The sequence below is a fragment of the Sediminibacterium sp. FW305-C-61 genome (assembly GCF_058231065.1).
In genome coordinates, this window is record NZ_JBIQXR010000001.1 from 583,988 (window position 1) to 607,866 (window position 23,879).

The following is a 23,879-nucleotide window of genomic DNA, read 5'->3' on the forward strand; positions in this document are numbered from 1 at the left end:
CCCGCCGTGATTAATGGCGGGTCTTTTTTTAACAGAAGAACAGAGGAACAGAAGAATATCCAATGTCGAAGTGATATACAGCTACCAGCAGCATACCACTTCGACATTGGATATTGGACATTCGATATTCCTCTGTTCTTCTATTCTTCTGTTTCTTTACCTTGTGGGCTTAATCCTTAAAAATGAAACTGGAAGAAATTTTACAGCAAAGAGCAGGACAAGCCTGTGAGTTATGCGGGGCGAATGAAAAACTTCAAATGTATAAAGTGCCGCCGCAAGACCATGCTTATCCAGAAAACACCGTGATGATCTGTGCCAAATGTGAGGCGCAGGCAGAAAAAAAAGAGCCATTGGATTACAACCATTGGAAGAAACTAACTGAAACAATGTGGAGTGAAGTGCCGGGGGTACAGGTAATGGCCTGGCGCATGTTGAACAGGTTACGTAAAGAAAGCTGGGCGGTAGATCAATTGGATATGCTGTACCTCGACGAAGAAACCCTTGCCTGGGCCAAGGCGCTGGGCGATCATGAACTGGATGGGGAAGCTGCATTACATACGGATGCTTTTGGCAATTTTTTACAGGAAGGCGATACGGTGGTACTGGTAAATAACCTCGATGTAAAAGGCACCAGTTTTACGGCCCGCCAGGGAACGGTGGTAAAGAATATCCGTTTGGTAAGGGATAATATAGAGCAGATTGAGGGTAAGATTGAAAACCAGATGATTGTGATATTGACTAAATACGTAAAAAAACAAGGTTAATGTCTATGGATTTGAGTAGGTGTGAGGTCTGAGGGGTGAGGGGTTAGGTACTAGGTTGAAAAAACTAATCCCTAATCCCTAACGCCTAACCCCTCACTCCTTTCCTAATAAACGCCATAGAATAGCATTATCCTTGAATAGCTTTCAAAAATTAATGACAATTCACTATTTTTGCCGCCCACGAGCAACCTGAAAAGGGTACTCTGGGCCTATAGTTTCCGCCTGAGGCGGAGTAAGAGCACCTGATAGTGCTTGCTTTAGGAACAAATTTTGAAGACAACTTAATATGTTGTTTTCGGGCCTATAGCTCAGCTGGTTAGAGCACCTGACTCATAATCAGGGGGTCCCAGGATCATGCCCTGGTGGGCCCACCCTTTACCAGTAAGGCTTTCATCGATTTTGATGGAAGCCTTTTTTTGTGCTTGTGCAAACAATTTGCAAACATAACTGCTTGAGGGTGAAGATGGGGTTATATGTACATTGATGGTAAACATCGGTTTATCTAAGGTAAGTTATATTGGGGTAATCGATAATATTGATAGAGTCTTCGGCTATGGAAACTGGGTTGGTACCTATTAATACCAATGGCGGGCAAGAGTTTGCTTTCGCCGATACGATCTAAGATCTTCCGGTCGGAGATTGAAATAGTCACAAACTTTCGCAATGGCCCTGTCATTTAAATACCGGGTTCTTTTAAGCGATGTTTTTGATTTTTTGAAGCCGTAGAACTTGATCATTTCTTCCCATTCTTCAGCAGACCCTCTTTCGGCAACACGTTCGATAACAATACTTGCACCTTTCTGCCAATCGAAATCCTCATATCTGAATTCCCAAAAAAGTCTCTTAGGTAAGTTTGGTTTCAGAACCGGTTTTACCTTCTTGAAGTAACACCTCCATTTTAACCGTGTCCTATTAGCTTTCACAGGTTTGCTTTACAGATAATTTCCGGATAACTGCTAGAGTGATGGGCCTTGCTTTTTTGATTGCGATCGTGATTTCTTTTCCAATAGTTTTTTAATTTGATCCTCTCTCTGTGTGTTCTGATTTATCCGGTTTTCAACCAGATCATGACTGTACCTTTTTACTGCTTCATACACTTTCATCACACCTTCAACCGGCGACAGTGTGTGTAGCATCTTGGGCTTTACCGATTTTTCGATGCCATCCGTATTACTGATCTCCGACAAAATCACACGCGGATCAGCATAAGGGAATTTTTCCCTGTGAAAGTTCATCAGATCGCGAAATGAAAAGTGTTCCAGTAGTTTAGCCAGATCAACATAATCCTTATATTCTTTTCGGGAGCTAATAGCATCCAGTTTAAATGCTGCGATATCCTCTAACCCGGCCATTTTAATATCTCCAACTACAACAGCAGGCCTGATAAATTTTACACCCCAGTTATAAATGTCAATTTTAAAGTGTTCGTCTTTATTTGGGGGGTCATAAATATAGCTTAGGCCAGTGGGTTTTTCCGCCAGCAACGTGGCTTCACCAGATAAATTATTTAAGGCCTGTTTTACGCTATGGGTGTCGAAAGATTTTTCGGAAAAAAAGTCAAGATCGTCGGACTTACGATGCCCAATCTGCAATGCTAGCGCAGTTCCTCCAACCAGATAAAAATCATTTAACTCGGGAACCTTGGTTAACGTTTGCAGAGTTTCAAAAAGACCATCAGAAATGGTTTCGCGGTGTAGCATACGCTTCAAATTTTTTCAACGGAACCGAGAGCAGTAGATGGGCCAGGAACATAGCTTGCCGGGAAATATATCTGTTTGCTGTCATTACGGATGCGCACACGTCAACACCGTAATAAGCAATTGTATTCAAAACATCTTCCAGTTTGGCCCGTTCAAAAATCCTGGAAACAATCGTATCCTTATCGGTTTGCAAGTCCAACATGCTTGCATCCGTATCCCAAAAGGCATATGGTGCGAGATCTTTGGCTGAAATTGACTTGCTTTTCATGATATAAAGGTACGACTTTTTAAAGGCGGAACCTCAGTGAGTTTTGGGATTGGAACGAGCCCCACCCTTTCTTTTTTCACCCGCAAAAAAAGGCGGTAGAGTATCCGAAGGGTGCCCCGAATTGAGGAAAAACAAGCTGTCCGCTTGCCGACAAAAACGGACGAGCGCCGGATTGTCAATTCTCTGTAAATACCGATATTTTGACGCATCCATTTCTGAAAATGTCAAACACCTAAATGTATAACCCCAACCCCATGCCATTAATACAAAAATTACAAACCCTGTAGATACCAACCATGTTGACTTTCTGTATAGAAATTTGGTTTCAGATTTGACTGGTTTTGATTGAGAAATCGAATTGCTTAACGATTCAACTGTAAGGCTTAGTTGCTTGATTTCTTTTAAGTCTATTTGTGGCGGTTGGTGAGAAGAGATTTCAATACTTAGATCGACCATCTTTTTCCTCCATTCAATCTGTGCCTTATCGGCATCCTTTGACATAGTTTGGAGCAACAAATCCTGCGCATCAAGCCGCTCGACAATAGTTTGTAATAGTAATTCCGACATATACCCGATTTTGAATTATAGACCCAATGATTTACCCTTTTTCTTCTTTCTTTTCATAAGTTCATTTGGCACCCAATCTGGCGTGAACTCAGGCTTCATTAATTCATAAAGAAGTTTAGTAGCAGCCGGTAGTTGCTCCGGTCCTTCTTTAAATATCTGGACACGATTCGGGCGACCGGTTTTAACGGACTGCTGCTGCTTTTTGGCTGCAAACAGCTTCTGAAGTTTCAGGTAAGAAAAAGCCCGATCAACCTCACTTCCTTTGAACTTGAATTCTCCCTTGCTAAAACTTATTCCCTGGATTTCTTTTGTCTGACCTTTGTACTTATAAATAACCGTTATTCCCTTTTGGTCAAGCAACTTTTGGAACTCCTCAAAATTCCTGCAGTGTGGCAACGACTTATGAATAATTTCAAATAGCTCGTAGCGCATCGCATCATAACCGTTTAGTCGATCCAGATTGGTGCGAACCAAGTCTTTTTGAATTGCCTGCTGTAAGCCATATTTTACGCTGAGTTGTTGCGCAACTTTTTTCCCTCGCAGCCCGATATAATTATCCTTGATTGTCCTACCATTATTGCTTACCCGGTTTATCACTAAATGCAGATGTTGATGGCTCCTGTCGTCATGTCTGACAACGGCAAACTGTGTATCTTGTATTTGAAGATTCTCCATGTATTCCTTCGCTATTGTTGCCATAAATTCCGAGGACACTGTTTCGCCGGGTGGCCATGACAAAATAATGTGCAACACCGGCGATTTAAGTTTCGGATTTTGACAAGCCTGAACGGTAAAATCTGCGGCCATTTTTGAATGGTCATATTCGCGCACGCCTGAGCTTAAAATCACCTCCGCACCGCTTCTGTTTTGATACAGGTATCGGCACAAGCCGATGAATGATTTTCCCGGCGAAATAACTTTACTGATCATTTGCGGAATCGTTCTAGTAACCGATCAAAATCCAATCTTATTTTCTCAATTTCAAATACGGCTGTTATTAACCTTTCTTTGTGGGCCAACCTTGTTATTTGATTCAGATTATTGGCCATACCGGCTAACTTCCTCATGATCTCCTTTTCCTCTGGGCTAAACCTGCAAATCACAACACCTTCAACGGCCATCACTCTGATGTATTCTGTAAGCTTGTGATTTGACTTAGCGGCTTTGCTTTTAACGATGAAATATTCTGCCTTCGTAAATCGGACTCCTGTGGCAGCCTCTCGCCTTATCGCCTGTTTTGGCCTGCCGCCTTGTCGTTTGCTCTCCGAACTGATACCACTCATCTCAATATTTTTTTCTTTTGCGACCAACGGGAGAAAAAGCAAGCGGAAAGGTTTTTGTGCAACAAAAACACCGCTTGCTACAACAAAATTTATAGCCTCAAACGATTCGATTGCTTTACAACATTGATGCTCTTTTCAATGAACCAGTCGTTTAGGTCTTTGAAATCTTTATACTGCCGGCTTTCGTCAATTACTTTTCCGGGATTGCGTTTGACAATCTCTTGCGCGCATTTCCTGCCTGCATCGTCATTATCCAAATACAAATGGATACGTTCATGCTTTTCCTGAAGAAGTAAGCTGCGGGTGAAAAAAGAAAGGGAGTTCAGGATTAGAAAATTTGTCTGTACCTGCGCCCGCGACTTATTCATGGTTTGCCATGTGAGAAAATCAAAGAAACCCTCGAATACGGTAATCGTGTTCGTCCGGTTGTTAAACCAACTGACATATTTAGGTGAGCTACTTCCTTTGAAGTGCTGTGAACGAAGTTCAAAGCCACCGGCATTATTTTTAAACCCGATTGCACGGAATTTGTTTGAATCGTTTTCATATACAATTTCCCGGCAAAATCTTGACGCAACACCTGGATCTACCTTTCTGAATTTGAGGTAGTCAAGCAAGGGTTGATATTGGATCGGCGAAATGGCATCAATTACTACTAATTTGTTTGCCTTATTGGAATCGGAATTTACCGGTGGTACAAAGTCGCTATTTAAGGCGGTAGTATGACCTGATGAAATCTGTTCTAAAGCTGTCGAAAGATCACACTTGTAATATCGCATAGCAAAATCCGCTACACTGCCGCCGACACCTTCACCATGATCATACCAAATATTGCGCACACGGTTTACTTTGAAGGAGGCATTTTTCTCAGACCGGAATGGTGATTTAAACCAATAGTCACCGGCCCGGATTTTATCTGGCGTATATCCAATGGATGCGAGTATGTCTACCAGATCAATTTGATTGACTTGCTGGCAATTCATTTGCAATTCGTTTTAATGGCTATTCCTGGTTGGGTTTGCCGGATAAGCATTTCAATTTCCGCTCGCGAGAAATAGCGACGGGATCGGATTTTGAAGCTTTTGAGTTTATCCTGCCTGATCCACGCGTATAACGTCGGCTTCGAAACACGAAAGATTTCACAGACTTCCGCCGCTTTTAACAATGTCCTTTCCGGCATATCCTGGCTGGAAGGTTGTTCAATTTGCAAGGTGGCAATTTTCGCATCTACAACTTCTGACACAACAACTTTAATCTGCTTCCAAAATTCTGAGGGAGCATAGGGGAACAACATAGGAGTTTCCTGCATACATCACGATTTATCTGTTTCACAAAAGGTTAGCTGGTATATTGTCAAATTACAGGGAGAAGTACGCGGGAATTCCAAGTCGGCTCCATTTTTAGAGCGATTATAACAGATAGAAAAGCGAAATAAATGAAGATAAATGCCGGACACGGCAAGAGAAGTAAGCCATTCTAGTTTTGTCATTTCCATTCTACACATCATTTCCTATCACACAATCGATCGACATGTAAAGTTATAGTGCTTTAGGAAACAAAATGTTACTTGCCTGAAATTTAGGCAAGTAACATTTGATGTCTTTAACATTCGTATGGTAAAATGCGCTGCATGGCAGTGGTTGAACGGTAAAAAGAAGTAAAGGGACGGAAAGTTGAGAAAAGTAAATATGAACAAGCCTACTTCTAGCGCTTAATTTTTCAATTAATATTTAACAATTGTCATTTCGAATTTTCGGCCAGGAAAACGTTAATGATCTTGGTTGGATAAATGTGGTACGACTATCATTTTTACATCCCCGCATCAAACTGCATTTTCTCCTCCCCTTTACGAATCGCTTTTCCAAAACGGTAACTCACACCTAAATAAATGACCGGTCTATCAGCAAGCCGAACGGTATTTTGCTGTAAGGTCTTTGTGTTCAGGATTGAGCGTTGCTGCTGCGTTTGCAGGACATCCGACACTGCCAGGATCACCGACATTTTTTTCTTTAAAAAATCCTGTCGGACACCCATGTTCAGCACAAACGAAGGAAAGTTTTTCCCTTGTGGCGTAAGCCTTGCCGATCGGTAATTAGCACTGACCTGTATCATGGTTACGGGTGAAAGCGTGATCGTACTGTTGAAATTGGTGCTGAAAGACAAGATCGTTTTTTTATCGAAATACCCTAAGTTGCCAGCGTTGATCTGGTTGTAGAAAAAGTTTGTGCTTAGGTTGGATGAAAAGAATTTTCCCTTCGCGCTGAAGATAAGTTCAAGACCTGCAGACTGGTCATTCGAAAGATTCTGCTGCGTAGTGAGTAACACGCTGTCATTTAACGGAACGGTCACTTGCGTGAAACCATTTTGTTTATATCGGTAGTAAAGGCTCGGAACAAAAGAGTATTGTTTGTTCTGCCACTTGAAACCAAACTCTACAGAATGAATGATCTCCGGCAACAGTTTCGCATTACCGGCACGAACATTATAGGGGTCCTGGTATTCCGGGAACGGGTTGATGTCGTCTCCTTCCGGGCGGTGAACCCTACGGCTGTAGTTGAGCTGCAGCTGACTTTTTTGATTCAGCTCATAAGCCAGGTGAAGTGTAGGATAGAATTTGAGGTAATGATTTTCGATCAATGTGTCTTTGGTCACCTGGTAGCCGTTGATCTTTGCATCTTCCAGTCGTAACCCGATCGAATACCCAAACTTCTCGTAGTTCTTCTGATAAGTAGCGTACAACGCATGTATCGATTGTCGAAACAGGAAGCGATTGGTCTTTACAGCGTCGGTAATAAATTTGGCAGAACCCAGATCATAGTTCTCAAAGAAAAAAGAAAAATCCTGCTGGTTAAACGAACCCGAATAACCTGCTTCCAGTTTGGAACTTTCTGAGATCGTATGCGTATAATCAACCGTGAACTGTTGCTGGTCATCACCCTGGAAGATGCGGCTGTTGTCCATCGTGCTGCCGCTGCCCGGCGCATGGTAAACATTTCTGTACGCGTTGTTCTCCTGCTCTTTGGAGGATGATACGGTTAACTCTGCCCGCAAAGTATGGTCTTCTCCGGGGAGTTTGCGTTCGTAAAATGCCGTTGCATCTTTTTCTTTTTCCGTTTCAGGGTCGGTGCGCAAACGGTCAAAATAATTGGTATAGACATGCGCCTTATCTGAAAAGATTTTTGTGTTGATCTCATTTTTTAACTGGTCACGTTGCTGGTAATTTCCCGACAGGCCAAAACTGTTGACACTATCCGGCGCATAGGTGAACCCGAGTGTGGCGAGTTTCGTCAACGGCTTTGTGATCCCACTTCCGTTTTCATCATAAAAACCCGTTTGTGCGCCCGTGGTTGCATCATCGTATTCACGCGTGGTGGTGATGGTTCGAAGTCGGTTGTCTTTGCGAATACCCGCATTACCGAAAATGTTCAGCTTACCCGGTTTGTAATTAAAAGTGGCCGATGCGTTATATCGCTCGCGGTTACCGGCGTTCGCAGTGAGCGATCCATTCCACCCGCCTTTTACATTTTTCTTCAACACAATATTGATAATCCCCGAAGTGCCATCTGGTCGATAACGCGCGGAAGGGTTGGTGATGACTTCTATTCGCTCAATCGTGTTCGCAGGAAACTGCTGCAGCACTTCGGCTTTGTTGAGTTTACCAAGCAGCGGCGAAGGGCGGCCATTGATCAGGATCATCACATCACCCGAACCGCGCAAAGCCACATTGCCTTCAATATCCACTTCAACTGAAGGAATGTTTTTTAGTACATCGCTCGCCGTTCCGCTCTGCGCCATGATATCTTTGGTCACATCATAAGATTTGCGGTCGATGGAAGTATTCAGCATCGGTTTTGTGGAAATGACTGTAACATTCTGCATCGGTGCGTTTTCCGGCGTAATGAGAAGCTGCCCAAGATTGATCTTTTCTTTGTTTACAATAACTGGCGTGTAGCGTTTTTCATACCCGATAAAACTGTAACGCAGCAAATAATTGCCGTAAGACACCTGTTCCATTGAAAACTTACCTTTTCCATCGGTAACCGTTCCTTTTACAACACTGCTGTCCTTCGCACGAAGCAGCTCGATATTTGCAAATTCGATCGTTGCTTTGGAGGAAGATTCGGCAACGGTTCCCGAAACAGTTGCTGTATTTTGTTGAGCACTAAGTGTAGAAAAAGTAAGCAGTATAAAAGTGCTGAGTAAAGAGGTTTTTTTCACGATAGTTTTGATGTTTGAGGGCCAAAACTATTGCCCGAATCTGTAGACAATTTGAAGCTAATTAATTTGATAAAAAAGGCCCCGCTTGCGGCAGGACCTTTTAGATTTTTTTTAAAACCAGCTATACTTAATCTTTTACTTCCTTCAGGAAATTCCCTTTCGCATCAAACAAAACATCTTTGCCTTTCAGTTCAGCCTCATACACCAGGGATCCATCCGCTTTGGTGATTTTGGCTGCACCTTTCACGGTTGACCCTTTGTAATGTGAGGCCATGTACCCGGTCACCGCTGCCGGCAGTTCGCTTACTTTGATTTCCTGCTCCAGTTCCTGCCTCGTTCCTTTCGCATCATAGATGGCGGAATACCCGGTTCCGTTTTCTGTGAACGACACTTCATAGTTACCGTCTTCCTTTTCCCATTTCACTTTGCTGGCAGAGGGGTGTGCTTTGGCAAACGCGGCTTTGGCCGCATCAGGCGCGCCGCCTTTTTGGGCAAGTACGCCCGCGATCACAACGATCGAAAGCGCGAGCCCTAATAAGATCTTTTTCATGGTAGTTGTTTTATTGAAACCCAAATCTCCTGCTCCATTTTGTAGACATTCTGAAGACTGAAAACCTTACTTAGAAAATCGGATGCTGAAGCAATGTTTGCCTCCCTGGAACGCATACAAGGGTGTAAATCCCGCTACCACGCAGATTTCTTTTACGATCGCAAGGCCGAGCCCCGTGTTATCGGCGGAAACGTGTTCCTTGTAAAACCGCTGAAACACTCTATGGGTATCGAGCGTACCGCCGTTGGCTGAATTGCGGATCGTCAGGTGATCATGCCCGAGCCTGATCTCAACCACGCCGCCTTTAGGTGTGTAGCGGATCGCATTGCTTAACAAATTATTGACAAGGATCTCTGCCAGGTGGGAATGAAAGTTGAGAAACACCGGTTCGGTGATCACGACCATCTCGATTTTGTTCTCTGCAAACAATTCTTCTTTTTCCTGCAGTTTTTCTTTTACAACCGCATCCAGGTTGACCGGTTCCTGTATAGTAAATTGCCGATTCTCCAACTTGGTAAGCAAGAGAAGCGATTGGTGAAGTTTGGATAACCGGGTTGCTGCGGCTTCGATGGCCAGCACCTGCTGCATCAGATCCTTATTCTGTTCTGCATACTGCAACAAGTTTTCTGTCTTGGATCGGATCACCGCAAGCGGCGTCTGCATTTCATGCGAAGCATTTTCTGTGAAAGTTTTTAAGACAACATAATCATCGTTTATTCGCTGCGTCATCTTATGCAGGTCATCGTTTAACAAGTCGATCTCATCGATTCCGGTTTTTGTGACATGGATTGGCTCTTGCACCGAAACCTGATGGCGGCGGATCTTGTCAAGTGTGTCATAAAAAGGCTTCCACAGCGAACCGATCAGCCGCCTGTTAATAAAATAGTTCAAGAGTAATAGCAGCGCTATCATGCCGGTGGTAACTATAATGATCAGTTGCAGCAGGTCTTCTTTTTCGGTCTTCGATTGGTTGACCGTAATCTGGTAATTTTTACCGCCTGCCCCTATCGAAAAAACAAGTTTGCGTATGGGTTCCGCTTCACCTTCGGCGGAATTGAAAGCGTTGGCGTTTTCAGCTTTGGGTTGTCGAATGATTTCCCTTGCACTGTCGATCGTGATCCACTGGTGTTTGGTATCAGGGATGTACGGCAGTTTACCATGTTCCGTCACATATTTAGTAATCTCCTGCTCCTCTACAAAAAGGCTTCGGTCAAGCTGGCGTGTGAGTACCAGATCCAGCACAAAATAAAAACCGATAGCGCCCACCAGGAAGGTAAACATAGTGGCCGCAATATTCATGCGGTTGTACCGTGTGAATAGTTTCATGGCGACTGCATTTTATAACCTTCCCCGTAAACGGAACGCACAGGATCTGTGCCTCCTGCTGCAAGAATTTTTTTGCGTAGGTTTTTGATATGCGAATAAATAAAATCGTAGTTATCGGGGTAGTCCATATCGTCTCCCCACAGGTGCTGCGCGATCGCGTTTTTGGAAAGCACACGGTTACGGTTAACCGCAAAAAACAAAAGCAGCTGAAACTCTTTCTGTGTAAGGTCAACGGGTGTGTTGTTCACGCGCACCGATTTACTCATCGTATCGATCTGTATTTCGCCGGCGTTCACCACCGACTGGCCATTAAATTGTTTGCGCCGGATGATGGCTGCGATGCGGACGCTGAGTTCCGATAAATGAAACGGTTTGATGAGATAATCATCTGCGCCCAATTGCAACCCTTCGATCTTGTCTTCGAGCGCGCCTTTAGCGGAAATAATGATCACTCCGTCCGTCTTCCGATCTTCTTTAATGTATCGTAGTATCTCCAGCCCCGAACCACCCGGCAGCATGATATCCAGCACAATGCAGTCATAGCTGTGGTAATCAATCTTTTCAAGACCGTCCTTATAGCTGAACACTGATTCGCAGCGGTAACCGGCCGAGGTGAGGAATTCCACCATCGAAAGATTCAGCGTTTCTTCGTCTTCTATGACCAGAATCTTCAAATCACGACTTTTCAGCAAAGTTCGGCATAATCCTGTAGTAATTCTGTAGAAATCCGCCACTTCATTTCAGAATTTCAACAGGATCGCTAGCTTGATTTGCACAATGATGATGACTGCCCCGTTACGCACTTTTTTCTTATGTCTCCTAATCATTTGTTCCCTTGACTGCCTCGCGCAAAACGTAGACATGGATGTTTTAAAAGCGATCAATCCAAGCGTCCCATCCAGCGGTATCTGGCGGGGTTTCAGCGCATCGGTCGCCCCGGTTACTATCGGTCTTCCGGTAGGACTTTATGCGGTAAATGAATTCGCAAAAAACAGGGAGGGAAAGATTACCGCCCTGTACGTTGCAAGTGCTATTGTTGTTTCAGCTGCGATTACCCAATCTCTCAAATACACCATTCAGCGTGATAGACCCTACGTGACTTACCCCGGTTTGATCCATCCATTCGAACCTCAGGACTTCAGCCCGTCCTTTCCTTCGCAACATACTTCCTTTGCTTTCGCCACAGCCATGTCGTTGAGTTTACGTTACAAAAAATGGTGGGTAGTAGTACCAGCTTTTACCTGGGCCTCGTGCGTTGGTTATTCGCGTCTTTACCTCGGCGCACATTATCCAAGCGATGTCGCCACAGGTGCAGCAGTGGGAGCCGGTAGCGCGCTCTTGTCGGCTTGGCTCTCCCGCAAGATCTGGCCTCCCCGTAAACGCTAACTTTTAATATCTACAGAATTCCTACAGGATCGGGATGGTACTTGCACCGGAACCATTAAACCGGAAATGTTATGAAACGCCTGTTCAATCCCGCGGTCATTCTCTGTCTTTTATTTCTTCCATATATTTCTCAGGCGCAAACCCTGGTAACCGTTTCTGGTGTCGTGAATGACGCAAAAAGCAAAGCGCCCATAGCGTATGTAAATCTCGTACTTCGCGCAAAAACAGACAGCAGTTTTGTAGCGGGAACGATCACCGGTGAGCAGGGCAGGTTTACATTCAGCAATGTAAAACCGGGCACTTACATGCTGCAAACCATTTACACGGGTTATGAAAAAGCACAACAGGATTTGGTCGTCGGTACACTCAGCCCATTTCTTGATTTAGGTACGATTCTAATCAAAGAAAACGAAACCGCCCTCGCAGGTGTAACCGTCAGTTCTTCGCGGGCGAAAGATGGCGTGAGTGATAAGATGGATAAAAAAGTTTTCACGCTTTCAAACAACTTGAGCCAGTCCGGCGGCTCCGTACTGCAAGCCATGCAGAACCTGCCAGGTGTAACGGTGCAAGACGGTAAGGTTCAACTGCGCGGCAACGATAAAGTAGCGATTCTCATTGATGGTAAACAAAGTGCACTTACCGGATTTAACGCACAAACCGGTCTGGATAATTTGCCCGCTTCCGCCATCGAGCGCATTGAGATCATCAACAATCCTTCCGCGATGTATGATGCCAACGGCAACGCGGGTATCATCAACATCATTTACAAGAAAAGCAGGCAGGAAGGTTTCAACGGAAAGATTGGGTTCACCGGTGGCCTGGGTGCGCTCTGGGAAAGAAAGGCGAATTTGCCCACTATCCGCCCACAATACCACGCTACACCAAAGCTCAATCCATCGCTCTCACTGAATTATCGAAAAAACAAACTGAATACATTTCTGCAGGCCGATTGGCTCTACACGCAAACCCTGAATCGCAACGAATTTGCGCAGCGAATCTATACCGATGGAACAATGATCAACCAGCAGGTAAAACGAAACCGCACAACAACATTCAGTACGGCAAAAACCGGCATTGACTGGACACCTGATGCACAGAACAGCCTTACTATATCAGGCTATTTCAACCGCGAGAAAATTGCTGACAACGGCGACATTCCTTATTTCAACAAAGATTTTACCCAACGCTTGCGCCTTTGGCAGTTCCTAGAAGATGAAGTGAAGTATACGGCGGTTGCATCCGCTGCCTACCAGCACAAATTCCCTCAGCCCGGCAGGTTACTCAACATTGGTTTAAATTACACGTTCCACAGGGAGGATGAAAAGTATTTTTTCACCAACATCATGCCCAGCTATACCGGAACGGATGCGTTCAAATTATTATCTGATGAACATGTATCCGATCTCTCTGTCGATTATATCCGCCCTTTAAAACATGGACGGCTGGAAACGGGATTGAAATTCCGCTACCGTTCTATACCGACTAACATGGATTTTTATCCTGGTATTAATAGCCCGATCGATTCCAACGCAGGTGGCCCCGCAACCTACCGCGAAACGATCCCCGCACTCTATGGAAATTACGTGTATGAAAACAGTAAAGTGGAACTAGAGGCAGGACTTCGTCTCGAATACGTGAAAGTGGATTACGACGTAAACCCCAATCACAACACTTACAAAAGCGATGGCTACGATTACGCACAACCTTTTCCCAATGTTCGTTTCGGTTACAAACTCAATCCTAAAAATACGCTCACAGCATTTTACAACCGACGCGTGGACCGCCCGAGCGAACTTGACATCCGCATTTTTCCGAAATACGATGAACCGGAATTATTGAAAGTAGGAAACCCCGGTCTTCGCCCGCAATTCACAAACAGTTTCGAGTTAGGTTACAAAACAAGCTGGCAGCGTAGTAACCTGGCTACTTCGCTTTACTACAAGGCAACTACCGCAACCATCACCCGTATCGCTACCATCGTTCCCGGAAGCACGATCATCTACAATGTGTTCCAGAATGCAGGTACAAGCGCGGCCACCGGGATAGAAACGTTCCTCCAGCATCAACTTTCCGGAAAATTAACCGCAAACTTCAGCGCTGCTGTTTACCGTAACACGATACACGCATTTACCGTGCAGAACAAATACCCTGTTCCCACAACTTATTCCGCGCCGGAGGAAAGTATAACGTCCGGTAACATAAAGGCAAACCTATTTTTCAAGCTGCCAGGCAAAACAGATGTCCAGTTGACATCCGTTTGGTTAGCACCGGATATCATCCCGCAAGGCAGAATTGGCTCAAGGTTTTCAATTGATTTAGGTGCGAAAAAGCAAATTCAAAAAGGTAAAGGCGAACTTTTCCTTAATGCAACCGATCTCTTTAACACACTTCGAATTAATAAACAACTTACTGGAAATGGTTTCGTTTTGACGAGCACAGATTATCTCGAAACACAGGTAATACGAATCGGGTACAGCTATAAATTTTAGGAGTTAAGTATATTAAATCTTAGATCAATTGGGGAAACTGATTTTGTTCGCCATTCACTTTCAACATATATCGTTTGAAAAAACTGTCTTTAATTCGCAGTAGAGGCTGCCGCACCAGTATCCATAAAGCCCAACAACGATGCACTGTATTTCTTCTTCATGTCATCTTCAAAACTGTCTAAATAATGTGCAGTGGTTTGTACTGAACGATGGCCTAACGATTCTGAAATAAATTCAACACTTGCACCGGATCTCTTCAAGACCGTCGAAAACGAGTGGCGTGCAGTGTAAGTGGTTAGTGGTTTGTCAAATTTCAGTTCTGTTGCGATAGCTTTCAATCCTTTATTGATGCGCCAGATCAGATCTTTGATCCGCTCGCGCTCTTGCGCTGAAGTTAATCCTGCATCTAATACCGGAAATATATAGTTGTCCTTCGCTTTATTCCAGTTGCCCCACTTCTTAATAATTGACCGAATATCATCATTCATAACAGCACTAATCACTTTAGGATTGCCTCGCATCGACCGGATCGTTTTCGCCCGTTCGAAGTGAATAAAATCGCCGGAAATATCTTTGTACTTCAGCCGCGCAATATCTGCTATGTTCATGCCGTTAGCGAAATAGCTAAATAACCAATAGGCTTTTGATTTCTCCTCCTGTGGTGTCTTAGGTTCGTAATGATATATTCTCCCTATATCAGCCAGCGGTAAGGCTTTCTTGACGCTTTTACCGATGGGCACTTGGTAGCGCCTCTTAGTGAAAGGATAATACTCTTTTGAAATCAGGTTTCTCTCAATCGCTTCGTTAAAAATTGCCCGTAAAGCACGCGTATAAATACCGACAGTAGTTATCGAGTTTTCCTGTTCCAGCATCCATTCTTCAAACTTATAGAGAAAGGTGGCATCTACATCCTCGAACCGGAGCCTGGGCTTAAATTTTAAAAGTTTTCGCAGCGCTACTTTGTAGCTTTCGGCAGTGCCGATGCGATCTTGTTGTCTGAATCTCTCAATCACTTCATTGAAGATGGTTTCAACAAAAGATCCATCGAAAGATTTTTGAAGAAAGCGTCGCTCGAAAACCGGAAAGTTAAACGGCTTGATCTCTTTCACGAGATACACTGCTTTCGATTCGGCTTCTGCAAGCATTTCCTTCTTTTCCAGCAGCTCTGCCGGAACGCGCGTCATAAATATGCGCTTAAACTCCGCTTCGGATAGGCTTACGCCGGTTTCGTAATATTTTGACCGGCGATCGCTGGTTATGCGGACTTTAACCGGGTAGGTTCCGGTCACTTTTTCACGTCTGGTATCATGGAACAATTTAACTGTAATCATAGGACCCCCTGATTTTTAGGCACTGGTTTTCTGAATAGAGATAGCTGAAATTTGCAAACAAAATGGCCTGAATTTGGAGGTCTCCCCAAGGGAAAAGTGCCGAAAAGTGTGCAAACAATTTGCAAACAAAAGTACATTAAGCCGGTTTTTAGCCGGTAACGCTGCGATGCTAAAATTTCGCTAAAACCCCTACTGGCAAACGGTTTCATTGAATTTAGGTAACGCTGGGTAAAGTTGAGAAAAGGGCAAAAATCGCTCTCATAATCAGGGGGTCCCTGGTTCAAGCCCAGGTGGGCCCACAAAGCGAAGATGAAAATCTTCGCTTTTTTAGTTTAAAGAAGCTCGGCTGATCAGTGCATCCTTGAAGAAACGGAAGCATGCATGGCCATACCCGACGTGGGTAATATTCTTGCAGCATAAAAGTGGAACACTACGAGATCGCAACCTACGGCGAACTTTCTAGACAGGCTGGTGTGCTTAGACTGGAAGCAATTTAAAATCTGCTTGTGGAAAAACTCAACAAGAAAAGCAGGCAAACGAATAGCTTATACGGGTTGCCGAAACTTATGTAAACAACGAGGCCCAGGAAGCAGAAGACTAATAGCAGAAATAAATCCTGACAGTTTGATTGTTGTCAGGATTTTTATTTTATTGAGGTTTTTTTATATCCACCTAATTACCGATTATTTTTTTAAAAGTTTTAGTCTGCGCGAGAGCGATTCGTCAAGCTCTTTAAAGGGCAGCAATTTAAACAGGCTCACACTTTTTTCAAGTACGCCAGCGAGTGGACCGGGAGAGCCGATCAATCCGCCACGAAAGTTCAACATCATCCATTCATTGGGTGTGGGACGTAATAAACCCATATTGTTATCGAGATTGATGTCCTGCCGATAAGCAGTATTATCCTGTTTATTATTTTGGTTCCAGTCAACACGCTCCCATGCCTTTACGGTTGTAAGGTCTCCGTAAGGAGTAAAATAATGCGTATAATAATCTTTTGTATAAGGCATACCGTTAATCCCTCTTTCTTCATGCAGCAGGTTTTCATCCAATTCGGGAAGACGGAAGGGCTGATAGGTATGCATGTATTGCCGCACGCTGTTCTGCTCGCGGATCACTCCACTCACCTGGAAAAAATAATTCATAACACTAAGGTGATTGGGTTTGTAATTAATATCTTCTGTACCACCGTGGTGCAGACCTAAATTATGCCCCAACTCATGGATAAAAGTGCCGATTTTTTCATCATCAATGCCACCTGCGCCATCGTTCCATCGTCCTAGTGTAACCACAAAATCGGCACTGGGTATACCGAACGAATAACCACTTGAAGTACCCGAGTCATAAGCATCTGCCCAGATCATGTAATGAAAAACACGCGCCCGCACCGAAGGGAAATTGGCTTTTTTGATAGCTGCAAATTCAATCTGTAAGGGTTGCAAGTCATCGTCATAAGGAATTTCCTTACCGGTAATAAGATGGATATTAATACCGCTTTTCCCATCGGGATTCTGCACAGGACTATTCTCAAATGCCTGCTGTATGGAGAATAACACATTTGTGTTAGGACCCAAACCATTAGTGGCTGTGCTTCTTTTCATATAATCCATATGCACAAAAATATCTTTGTGCAAGGGCGAAGCACCCATTTTTTTCAGATCCATTCCATCCAGCACACCTGTTTCCCAACCGTCTTTTAAACCGTCTTTGTCGGTATCGGGATCAAGCGGATTGGTGCCGATGGAGGTTTCCTGTACATCAGTTAATCCATCGCCATCCGAATCTTTTACAGCTGGTAGTCCCTGTTTCGGAAGCAGGGGTGATTCTGTAGAAAATAATTTCGATGCTATTCCATGAGGAATAAGAAATTTAAGGCTATTCAGTTTTCGGATCAGTTCCTTTTGTTCTGCCTCGGTCAATTCTTTTGGCCACTTGCTACCCTGCGCAAGCAAAGATGTGGAAGCAAGCAACAGAACAGAGATTATCAGCGTATGCAATGATTTATTTTTCATACTTTATTTTTTTGAAAGTTTAAGTCCTGTAAAAGCAATGGAAAGAAAGCCCGTGAGTTTGTCTTTGTAATCGATCATATCCTTCAGGTTCGCAATATTGTCTGGCAAAGCCTGATTAACGGCTGCGCCGGATTTTAGATGCGAAGGATACTGGGAGAAGCCGACACCGATACCGATCCTGAAAAAATCTTTATAACTAAAAAGGGTAGACAGGTAAAAGTTCTGTAACAGTTTTGAATCATTCGAAAATTTATACCCTGCACCAAAACCTACGGACATTTCTTTTGCTTCACCAAATCTTGCGGCATTGATATTAAGCACCACCCCCGGCGAAAAAGAAACTTTGTTTACCTGTCGCGACTGAACCAGTTTATTCTCGAGGTAATACTCCAGTACATTATTCGCAAAAAGAAAATTACCCACGGGTACCAGTTCGAGCGTTTTACGATCGTATAAGGGAATGATGGTGGCAACTTCTATTTTGTTGCTTTCCGTGTAGGTATCCCTTACCAGGTTTTTATTGTTCGCATCGATAGGTGTGATTAACAGAAACACTTTTGTTATTTTATCGGTTACTACGAAGTCGGAATTGATCACCGTGGTAATTCTGGAGCCGGCCATACCGACTTTCAGCTCTTCTACTTTTTTTACCAGCGATTGGTTTAAGAGTTTCAATTCCTCTTTGGCAAGCGAGCCAATACTGTTGCTGGAAGCCTTTTCCAGCAATGCATCCAGGTCGGCAGCTAATGTGGGGCTATGGAATTTTGTTGCAGAGGTGGAAAGCTTAACAGACCTGGCAGGATTGGTTAACTGTTCAATGGCGTAGCGAAGTCCGCCTGTGCGTGCATAGCTTAATGCATCAAGTGGTAGTTCGGGAACATCGGAAGCTTCCACAATAGATTTTGCCGAGATGATTTCCCGGGCGATCGATTCAATCGCTCTTTTATAATTAATATAATCTGTATCCTCATTCTCATCTTGCCCTTTTTCTGCAGCCATATAGCGGTCGGTGAGTTGCTGGTTAAAAGCCAACAGCAAGGCGGTGATCGATTCTTCTTCGGATTGCACTGCCTGCTGCTCGTATTTTATTTCATATTTATAGAATAGGGGATTGGGATTCACGATCCTTACCCTGAAATGATCACCCTGTTTTTTCTTTAACGTAAGATTGAGGACAGGATTTTTCAGGTGATCATACACAGATGTTTCACTGTTTTGTCCGTGGTAGATCAAAATATCCTGCGCCACAACCCGCGATGCGGTAAGCGACAATAGAACAAAGAGAGCCATAAACGTTTTCATAAGCGGTAGTTTTGTTTTAAAAAACAAATATGTAAACAGCCGCAGCGGCAGGAAAGGGTGATTCAACGTTTTAGTACCACGTATTTTTACGTGGGTACTTTGGGAAAACTACCTTATTGGATTGTTGGCTTTTTGTATCAACATTGTATCCAACTAAAACCAAATATTATGACACGCAAATGCATCGCGTTACTTTTCCTGCTGGGTGGCTACGGGATGGCACAGGCTCAGGCCCAAGCTGAAATTTGTTCTCCCGCGCGTTTACAGCTCGAGATCCAGAGATCCAGCTTCGACCAGCGCATCCTCGATTTTAAAAATGGAGGAAAGTATCAAAAACTCAATAACCTGCAGGGTTCGCTGCATCCTGAAGGCATCATCGGTTTGAATCTTTCAGAATTCTTCGCCAAGCTGAAAGAAATCGCCAACAAGGGCAATGGTGTTCGTATTTATTTCGCTGCCATTACAAAAAACAATATTGGCACCAAAGACGCACCTTATGTTACTGGTCGGGAAAACACACTAATACCCATATTTGTGCCCACGATGGAAAAAACAAATGGGAGCATTGTCTACAACGAAGACCTGAAAGTCTATTATATACCCGATGTGCTGCAGAAAAACGGGTTAAGGAAAATCACCGACACAACTGCAAAAGCATGGGTTAACCATTACAGGAATAAATTCATTCCTGAACTGACCCCAAAAAAAGATGAAACACAATCCCTCTGGTTCAGGAGCAGTGATGTAATGGAATGGCACGATGAAATGATCTGCCAGCACGAACAAATCAATTCGCCTGTTAACACGATCGATCTTTTCTGGGGTGTGTATGATAAGGATCTTTCTTTTTTCACGGGGGTAGCGAATCCTAAGCCCACAGGCGACTTAGCTATTAGCGGTAAGCTTACCCTACTTTTTCATGTTAAGGATGCAGCCATTTTACAACAGGATGCCCGCCAGCAATTATTCTTGAAAATGTTCAACGCATACAAGAAGAAAAAAAAGATCGCAGGTATCGCACCCCCATTTTTTTCGGGTGAGTATGATACCGGTGTTCCTTGTCCACCGGCTGAAAACTGCGATTATGGTTATTCGCTGTAAAACGCAGATGGCTTGTTTAAAAGATAAGAAAATGACCGATCTATTACATTTTTTGTTATTTTAAACAAGCACATACCCTTTAAGATGTTTACACTGGTCTTGTATTTTTATTTGTCTGCTGTGGCACTTGCCTGGATAGCCAGCCTGCGCAGCTTTGTATATAATTTTCCGAAGCATCTTAAAATGTTTTCTATCCTATTGGGAATTACCCTGCTGGTAGAGTTAACCGCCAATTTCTTTTTGAAAATGATGCATATAAAAGGATACAGATCTGCTCTATACAACCATTTTGCGCTGTTTGAGTTTATGCTATACGGCGTTTTTTATTATCAGGTGATCCAAAACAGGCAGGTAAAAAAATTGATTATTTTTTTTATCTGTCTGTTTCCTGTTCTTTGGGTATACACCACATTTTTTGAATATGGTTACAAGGCCTGGAACAGCACCGCTCTTACCATCGGCGCCTATTTCACCGTATTGTTTTCGCTGCTGTATGTGTACCATTCATCGGCACATACTGATGCTACGCGGCTGGCTAACCGATCGGAGTTCTGGATAGCAATCGGCATGATCCTTTTTTATTCTTGCCAGATTCCCTACTTCGGTATACTGAATGTGCTGAATAAAATTTCTTTGTCGCTTTCAAAATCCATGTTGCTTGTTACCATGTGTATCAATGCAATCATGTATTATTCTTTTACATACGCTTACCTATGCCGGAAAATGAAATACTGATAGCAATTATCACGGTTCTGCTGCTATTCATAACCAGTACGGTTGTGATCGTTCTTTCCTTATGGAGATACCAAAAAAAACGCCTGCAGCACAATGAAGAGCTGCTGATCAAAGAAGAAAAATTTAAACTTGAGCTCATCAAAACAGAAGTAGAAGTGCAGGAGCAGACACGTAAAACACTGGCAGGTGATCTTCATGATAATATCGGCCAATTGTTAAGTCTTACGCATGTAACCGCCGCATCCGTTAACTTCGACGACAAAGAAAAAGCACGCCAGAAGATAAATGACATACAGTTACTGATCGGTAAATCGATCAAGGAGCTACGCCAGCTCTCCAAAGTGATCCATGGTGAACACCTGATCCGGAAAGGTCTGATATCAGCCATCGAGCAGGAAGTAACCTGGCTGCAACGCAACGGATTTTATAAAGTGGATTTTTCATGCGGGTCCTTATCTCATGAAAGCAATACCACCAAAGATCTTTTTCTATACCGCCTTCTGCAAGAATCGATCAACAACGCACTCAAACATTCGGGTGCCGACCAGTTCAAGGTGAGACTTGATTATGAAGAAGAAAATATCAGACTCATGGTTAGCGACAATGGTTTAGGATTTGATGTTGAAAAAGCAATGCAGGAACAGAGTGGCCTCGGACTGGTGAATATGCAGCAAAGGATTAGTCTGTTGCATGGCTCGATGAACATACAATCGGTTTTACAGAAAGGCACAACAATAACATTTGAAATTCCATATCCCTGATGACTGAAAAAATAAATATTGCGCTGGTTGATGACCATGCATTGTTTCGACGCGGCATTGCCAATCTGTTGCTTGAATTACCGGATATCCATATTGAATTTGACGTTTCCAATGGTAAGGAGCTGCAGCAAGCACTCGCTGCACATTCCGATATTGATGTGATCTTGATGGATATCAATATGCCTGTAATGGATGGTTACCATGCCACCAAATGGGTGAAAACAGAGTACCCACAGGTACACATACTTGCATTAAGCATGTTTGATGAAGACGCTGCTGTTATTGATATGCTAAAAGCAGGTGCTGGAGGTTATGTACTCAAAGAATCGGAACCGGCCGAGCTCTACCGCGCTATTACGGAAATTAAAGCCAGGGGTGTATATCTCAACGAACGCGTATCGGGTAAAATGCTGCGGAGCTTTCAATCGCCAACAGGTGTCGCCATTGAAACTTTTCATCTTACGTCACGAGAAGAAGAGTTCATACGCTTATGCGTGTCGGAATTAACTTATAAGGAGATTGCAGATATTATGGGTGTTGCATCGCGAACGGTTGACAACTACCGGGAGAGTCTTTTTGAAAAACTCGAGATCAAAAGCAGGGTCGGGCTCGTTCTTTTCGCCATCCGTAATAAAATGGTCTCGTTTTGATTGCGTAGTAAAAACTTGTTTCTCTCGCTGCTTATTTGCTTATAACATTATCTGCCGGTGTTTGCCTGATGCTCAATGTTGAATACAGGTACCAGTAATGTTTAGACAGAATGATACTGAAGTATTCCAGCGTGACTGTCTTAGCCTTGTATTCCCAGGTAAAAAATGAAATTGTAGTCATTGTCATTTGCTTCCTGAACTGTGGTTTACATGCCAAGTTTTTAGTTAAATACGCCAGTTAAGTGATTAGCAGCTTTTTGCGGCTTTCGTTTTGCTATATCCATCATCGCTAGTTACTTTATAATGCTGTCAGCAATAACTTTTGACAATCCTAAAGGAGTGTGTATCTATACCTATATCAATGCAAACCTAAACCAGCAAATGAAACCAAAAGGGTGGCAAGGGTGGCGCCACCCCTGCTAACCTATTGAAAATGAAATCATAGTTGTTATAAAATTCATATTCTTCAACCTAAAAAACGATCAAAAGGGTGGCGTTCTTCGGTAGCGCTTCGGGAAAATGGTAGTTTTCTTCGGGGATCCTTCGTACATCCTTCGGAGATCCTTCGGGAAACCCCGAAGAGGCTTCGGGAAGTACCGAAGGATTACCGAAGAAAACACGACTTTGATACGAGGAATATTCAGTGACCTTCTGTGTACTCAGTGGCATTTTTCATACCATCGAACCATTTCGAAAAATTCCTAAACTTTCCAAAACGCTTTACTTCTATTGCTTTCTCACATTCACATCATACACTTTCTGGTAACTCTTATACCCAAATAGCCTGATGGCAGGTGTTAGCAGAAACCCGGTTAGCTTTTGTAAAATTACCGGTGGTTTATCCAGGTAAGAATCGAACCCTGCACTGTTTAGCATTGTCATCTGAAACATGGTACCAATCGACTTACCAAATTTGGGATCATGATCTAGCAAACCATACACCTGTACAAGGTAAAAAGCAAACTCTTCCGGAAATGCAATCAGGTCTTTGGTGCGAATGGTATCTGCCGTTTCATTGAAAGGCTTATGGGGTGTGCCTTTGGGAATATGTAACGACTGACCCGGACGTATCTTTTTCACTTCACCATTTACCAGTATACTCAATTCGCCATTGGTTACTTCAAACACTTCATCAAATGTGGTATGAATATGTACGGGTGGTCCGGGCGCATAAGGTTGAATTTCGGAGGCACAGTACACATATCCATTCTCCTGTTTAACAACGGTTTGACTAACCTTTTCTTGGGTAGAATAAAAAACATCGCCCGGTTTAAAATAATTACTGATTTCGGGTTTTTTCTCTGGAAAGATTACCAGATGCAATAAGTAGCCAATAGCGAGATAGGCTGCCAGCATAATGAGAAAATACATAGCTGTCTTTTTTAATTTTTTCTTGAACATAGTAGTTGTCATTTATTCGTACAAAGGTGTTCATA

General features: G+C 43.4%; 23 protein-coding genes and 1 tRNA gene. 8 read left to right on the top strand and 16 right to left on the bottom strand.

All coding sequences use genetic code 11. The annotated features are described in order from the left end of the window. Nucleotides 1-182 precede the first annotated feature (182 nt). Together ACH30E_RS02445 and ACH30E_RS02450 are read left to right on the top strand one after the other, a co-directional pair. Nucleotides 183-764 carry a PhnA domain-containing protein gene (locus tag ACH30E_RS02445; RefSeq protein ID WP_490823519.1) on the top strand — a complete coding sequence of 194 codons (582 nt, stop codon included), beginning with the start codon at nucleotides 183-185 and terminating at the stop codon, nucleotides 762-764. Between the two features lie 297 nt (nucleotides 765-1,061). After that, nucleotides 1,062-1,135 (top strand) — tRNA-Ile (locus tag ACH30E_RS02450). 204 nt (nucleotides 1,136-1,339) lie between these two features. On the opposite strand, the gene ACH30E_RS02455 is transcribed toward ACH30E_RS02450, so the two are convergent. The 12 genes from ACH30E_RS02455 to ACH30E_RS02510 all read right to left on the bottom strand — a co-directional run bounded on the left by ACH30E_RS02455 (nucleotide 1,340) and on the right by ACH30E_RS02510 (nucleotide 11,350). Further along, on the bottom strand, nucleotides 1,340-1,687 hold the full coding sequence (locus tag ACH30E_RS02455; protein ID WP_490823520.1) for a DUF6922 domain-containing protein: 348 nt from the start codon (nucleotides 1,685-1,687) through the stop codon (nucleotides 1,340-1,342). Between the two features lie 33 nt (nucleotides 1,688-1,720). Then, nucleotides 1,721-2,464, bottom strand: a complete 744-nt coding sequence (locus ACH30E_RS02460; RefSeq protein WP_490823521.1) for a nucleotidyl transferase AbiEii/AbiGii toxin family protein — start codon at nucleotides 2,462-2,464, stop codon at nucleotides 1,721-1,723. Beyond that, nucleotides 2,439-2,732: a DUF6922 domain-containing protein gene (locus ACH30E_RS02465; protein ID WP_490823522.1), complete on the bottom strand. Its 294-nt coding sequence runs from the start codon at nucleotides 2,730-2,732 to the stop codon at nucleotides 2,439-2,441. Before ACH30E_RS02465 ends, ACH30E_RS02460 begins: the two co-directional genes overlap by 26 nt. 33 nt (nucleotides 2,733-2,765) lie before the next feature. Further along, nucleotides 2,766-3,299: a hypothetical protein gene (locus tag ACH30E_RS02470; RefSeq protein WP_490823523.1), complete on the bottom strand. Its 534-nt coding sequence runs from the start codon at nucleotides 3,297-3,299 to the stop codon at nucleotides 2,766-2,768. Nucleotides 3,300-3,314: 15 nt separating this feature from the next. After that, a complete protein-coding gene (locus ACH30E_RS02475; RefSeq protein WP_490823524.1) occupies nucleotides 3,315-4,229 on the bottom strand; it encodes a relaxase/mobilization nuclease domain-containing protein in 915 nt (304 codons plus the stop codon). Further along, the gene (locus ACH30E_RS02480; protein WP_490823525.1) at nucleotides 4,226-4,582 is read right to left on the bottom strand and encodes a plasmid mobilization protein; all 357 of its coding nucleotides are present in this window, start codon (nucleotides 4,580-4,582) and stop codon (nucleotides 4,226-4,228) included. Before ACH30E_RS02480 ends, ACH30E_RS02475 begins: the two co-directional genes overlap by 4 nt. Before the next feature lie 89 nt (nucleotides 4,583-4,671). Then, nucleotides 4,672-5,565 (bottom strand): DUF8464 domain-containing protein, encoded by an 894-nt coding sequence (locus ACH30E_RS02485; RefSeq protein ID WP_490823526.1) that lies wholly within the window; start codon nucleotides 5,563-5,565, stop codon nucleotides 4,672-4,674. Next, on the bottom strand, nucleotides 5,562-5,891 hold the full coding sequence (locus ACH30E_RS02490) for a helix-turn-helix domain-containing protein (protein ID WP_490823527.1): 330 nt from the start codon (nucleotides 5,889-5,891) through the stop codon (nucleotides 5,562-5,564). The genes ACH30E_RS02485 and ACH30E_RS02490 overlap by 4 nt, the downstream gene beginning before the upstream one ends. Nucleotides 5,892-6,391: 500 nt before the next feature. Further along, complete coding sequence (locus ACH30E_RS02495) at nucleotides 6,392-8,800, bottom strand: TonB-dependent receptor (RefSeq protein WP_490823528.1); 2,409 nt, start codon at nucleotides 8,798-8,800, stop codon at nucleotides 6,392-6,394. Nucleotides 8,801-8,927: 127 nt separating this feature from the next. Next, entirely contained in the window at nucleotides 8,928-9,350 is a 423-nt protein-coding gene (locus ACH30E_RS02500) for a PepSY-like domain-containing protein (RefSeq protein ID WP_490823529.1), read from the bottom strand. A gap of 66 nt (nucleotides 9,351-9,416) precedes the next feature. Next, nucleotides 9,417-10,676, bottom strand: a complete 1,260-nt coding sequence (locus ACH30E_RS02505; RefSeq protein WP_490823530.1) for a sensor histidine kinase — start codon at nucleotides 10,674-10,676, stop codon at nucleotides 9,417-9,419. Beyond that, a complete protein-coding gene (locus tag ACH30E_RS02510; RefSeq protein ID WP_490823531.1) occupies nucleotides 10,673-11,350 on the bottom strand; it encodes a response regulator transcription factor in 678 nt (225 codons plus the stop codon). The genes ACH30E_RS02505 and ACH30E_RS02510 overlap by 4 nt, the downstream gene beginning before the upstream one ends. A 187-nt stretch (nucleotides 11,351-11,537) precedes the next feature. Between ACH30E_RS02510 and ACH30E_RS02515 the strand changes: the two genes are divergently transcribed. Further along, nucleotides 11,538-12,062: a phosphatase PAP2 family protein gene (locus tag ACH30E_RS02515; protein ID WP_490823532.1), complete on the top strand. Its 525-nt coding sequence runs from the start codon at nucleotides 11,538-11,540 to the stop codon at nucleotides 12,060-12,062. 71 nt (nucleotides 12,063-12,133) lie between these two features. Next, a complete protein-coding gene (locus tag ACH30E_RS02520; protein ID WP_490823533.1) occupies nucleotides 12,134-14,551 on the top strand; it encodes a TonB-dependent receptor in 2,418 nt (805 codons plus the stop codon). Between the two features lie 89 nt (nucleotides 14,552-14,640). On the opposite strand, the gene ACH30E_RS02525 is transcribed toward ACH30E_RS02520, so the two are convergent. The 3 genes from ACH30E_RS02525 to ACH30E_RS02535 form a co-directional block, all read right to left on the bottom strand. After that, entirely contained in the window at nucleotides 14,641-15,882 is a 1,242-nt protein-coding gene (locus ACH30E_RS02525; protein WP_490823534.1) for a tyrosine-type recombinase/integrase, read from the bottom strand. Between the two features lie 683 nt (nucleotides 15,883-16,565). Further along, nucleotides 16,566-17,894 carry a hypothetical protein gene (locus tag ACH30E_RS02530; protein WP_490823535.1) on the bottom strand — a complete coding sequence of 443 codons (1,329 nt, stop codon included), beginning with the start codon at nucleotides 17,892-17,894 and terminating at the stop codon, nucleotides 16,566-16,568. Between the two features lie 3 nt (nucleotides 17,895-17,897). Beyond that, nucleotides 17,898-19,196 (bottom strand): hypothetical protein, encoded by a 1,299-nt coding sequence (locus ACH30E_RS02535; RefSeq protein WP_490823536.1) that lies wholly within the window; start codon nucleotides 19,194-19,196, stop codon nucleotides 17,898-17,900. Nucleotides 19,197-19,364: 168 nt separating this feature from the next. Between ACH30E_RS02535 and ACH30E_RS02540 the strand changes: the two genes are divergently transcribed. The 4 genes from ACH30E_RS02540 (at nucleotide 19,365) to ACH30E_RS02555 (ending at nucleotide 22,443) form a co-directional block, all read left to right on the top strand. Then, on the top strand, nucleotides 19,365-20,297 hold the full coding sequence (locus ACH30E_RS02540) for a hypothetical protein (protein ID WP_490823537.1): 933 nt from the start codon (nucleotides 19,365-19,367) through the stop codon (nucleotides 20,295-20,297). Between the two features lie 84 nt (nucleotides 20,298-20,381). Further along, nucleotides 20,382-21,032, top strand: coding sequence for a hypothetical protein (locus ACH30E_RS02545; protein WP_490823538.1), 651 nt, complete (start codon nucleotides 20,382-20,384; stop codon nucleotides 21,030-21,032). Further along, nucleotides 21,011-21,793, top strand: a complete 783-nt coding sequence (locus ACH30E_RS02550) for a sensor histidine kinase (protein ID WP_490823539.1) — start codon at nucleotides 21,011-21,013, stop codon at nucleotides 21,791-21,793. Before ACH30E_RS02545 ends, ACH30E_RS02550 begins: the two co-directional genes overlap by 22 nt. Further along, nucleotides 21,793-22,443: a response regulator transcription factor gene (locus ACH30E_RS02555; RefSeq protein ID WP_490823540.1), complete on the top strand. Its 651-nt coding sequence runs from the start codon at nucleotides 21,793-21,795 to the stop codon at nucleotides 22,441-22,443. The genes ACH30E_RS02550 and ACH30E_RS02555 overlap by 1 nt, the downstream gene beginning before the upstream one ends. Before the next feature lie 726 nt (nucleotides 22,444-23,169). Here ACH30E_RS02555 and ACH30E_RS02560 read toward each other — a convergent pair. Continuing rightward, nucleotides 23,170-23,814 (bottom strand): cupin domain-containing protein, encoded by a 645-nt coding sequence (locus ACH30E_RS02560; RefSeq protein WP_490823541.1) that lies wholly within the window; start codon nucleotides 23,812-23,814, stop codon nucleotides 23,170-23,172. Between the last annotated feature and the right edge of the window lie 65 nt (nucleotides 23,815-23,879).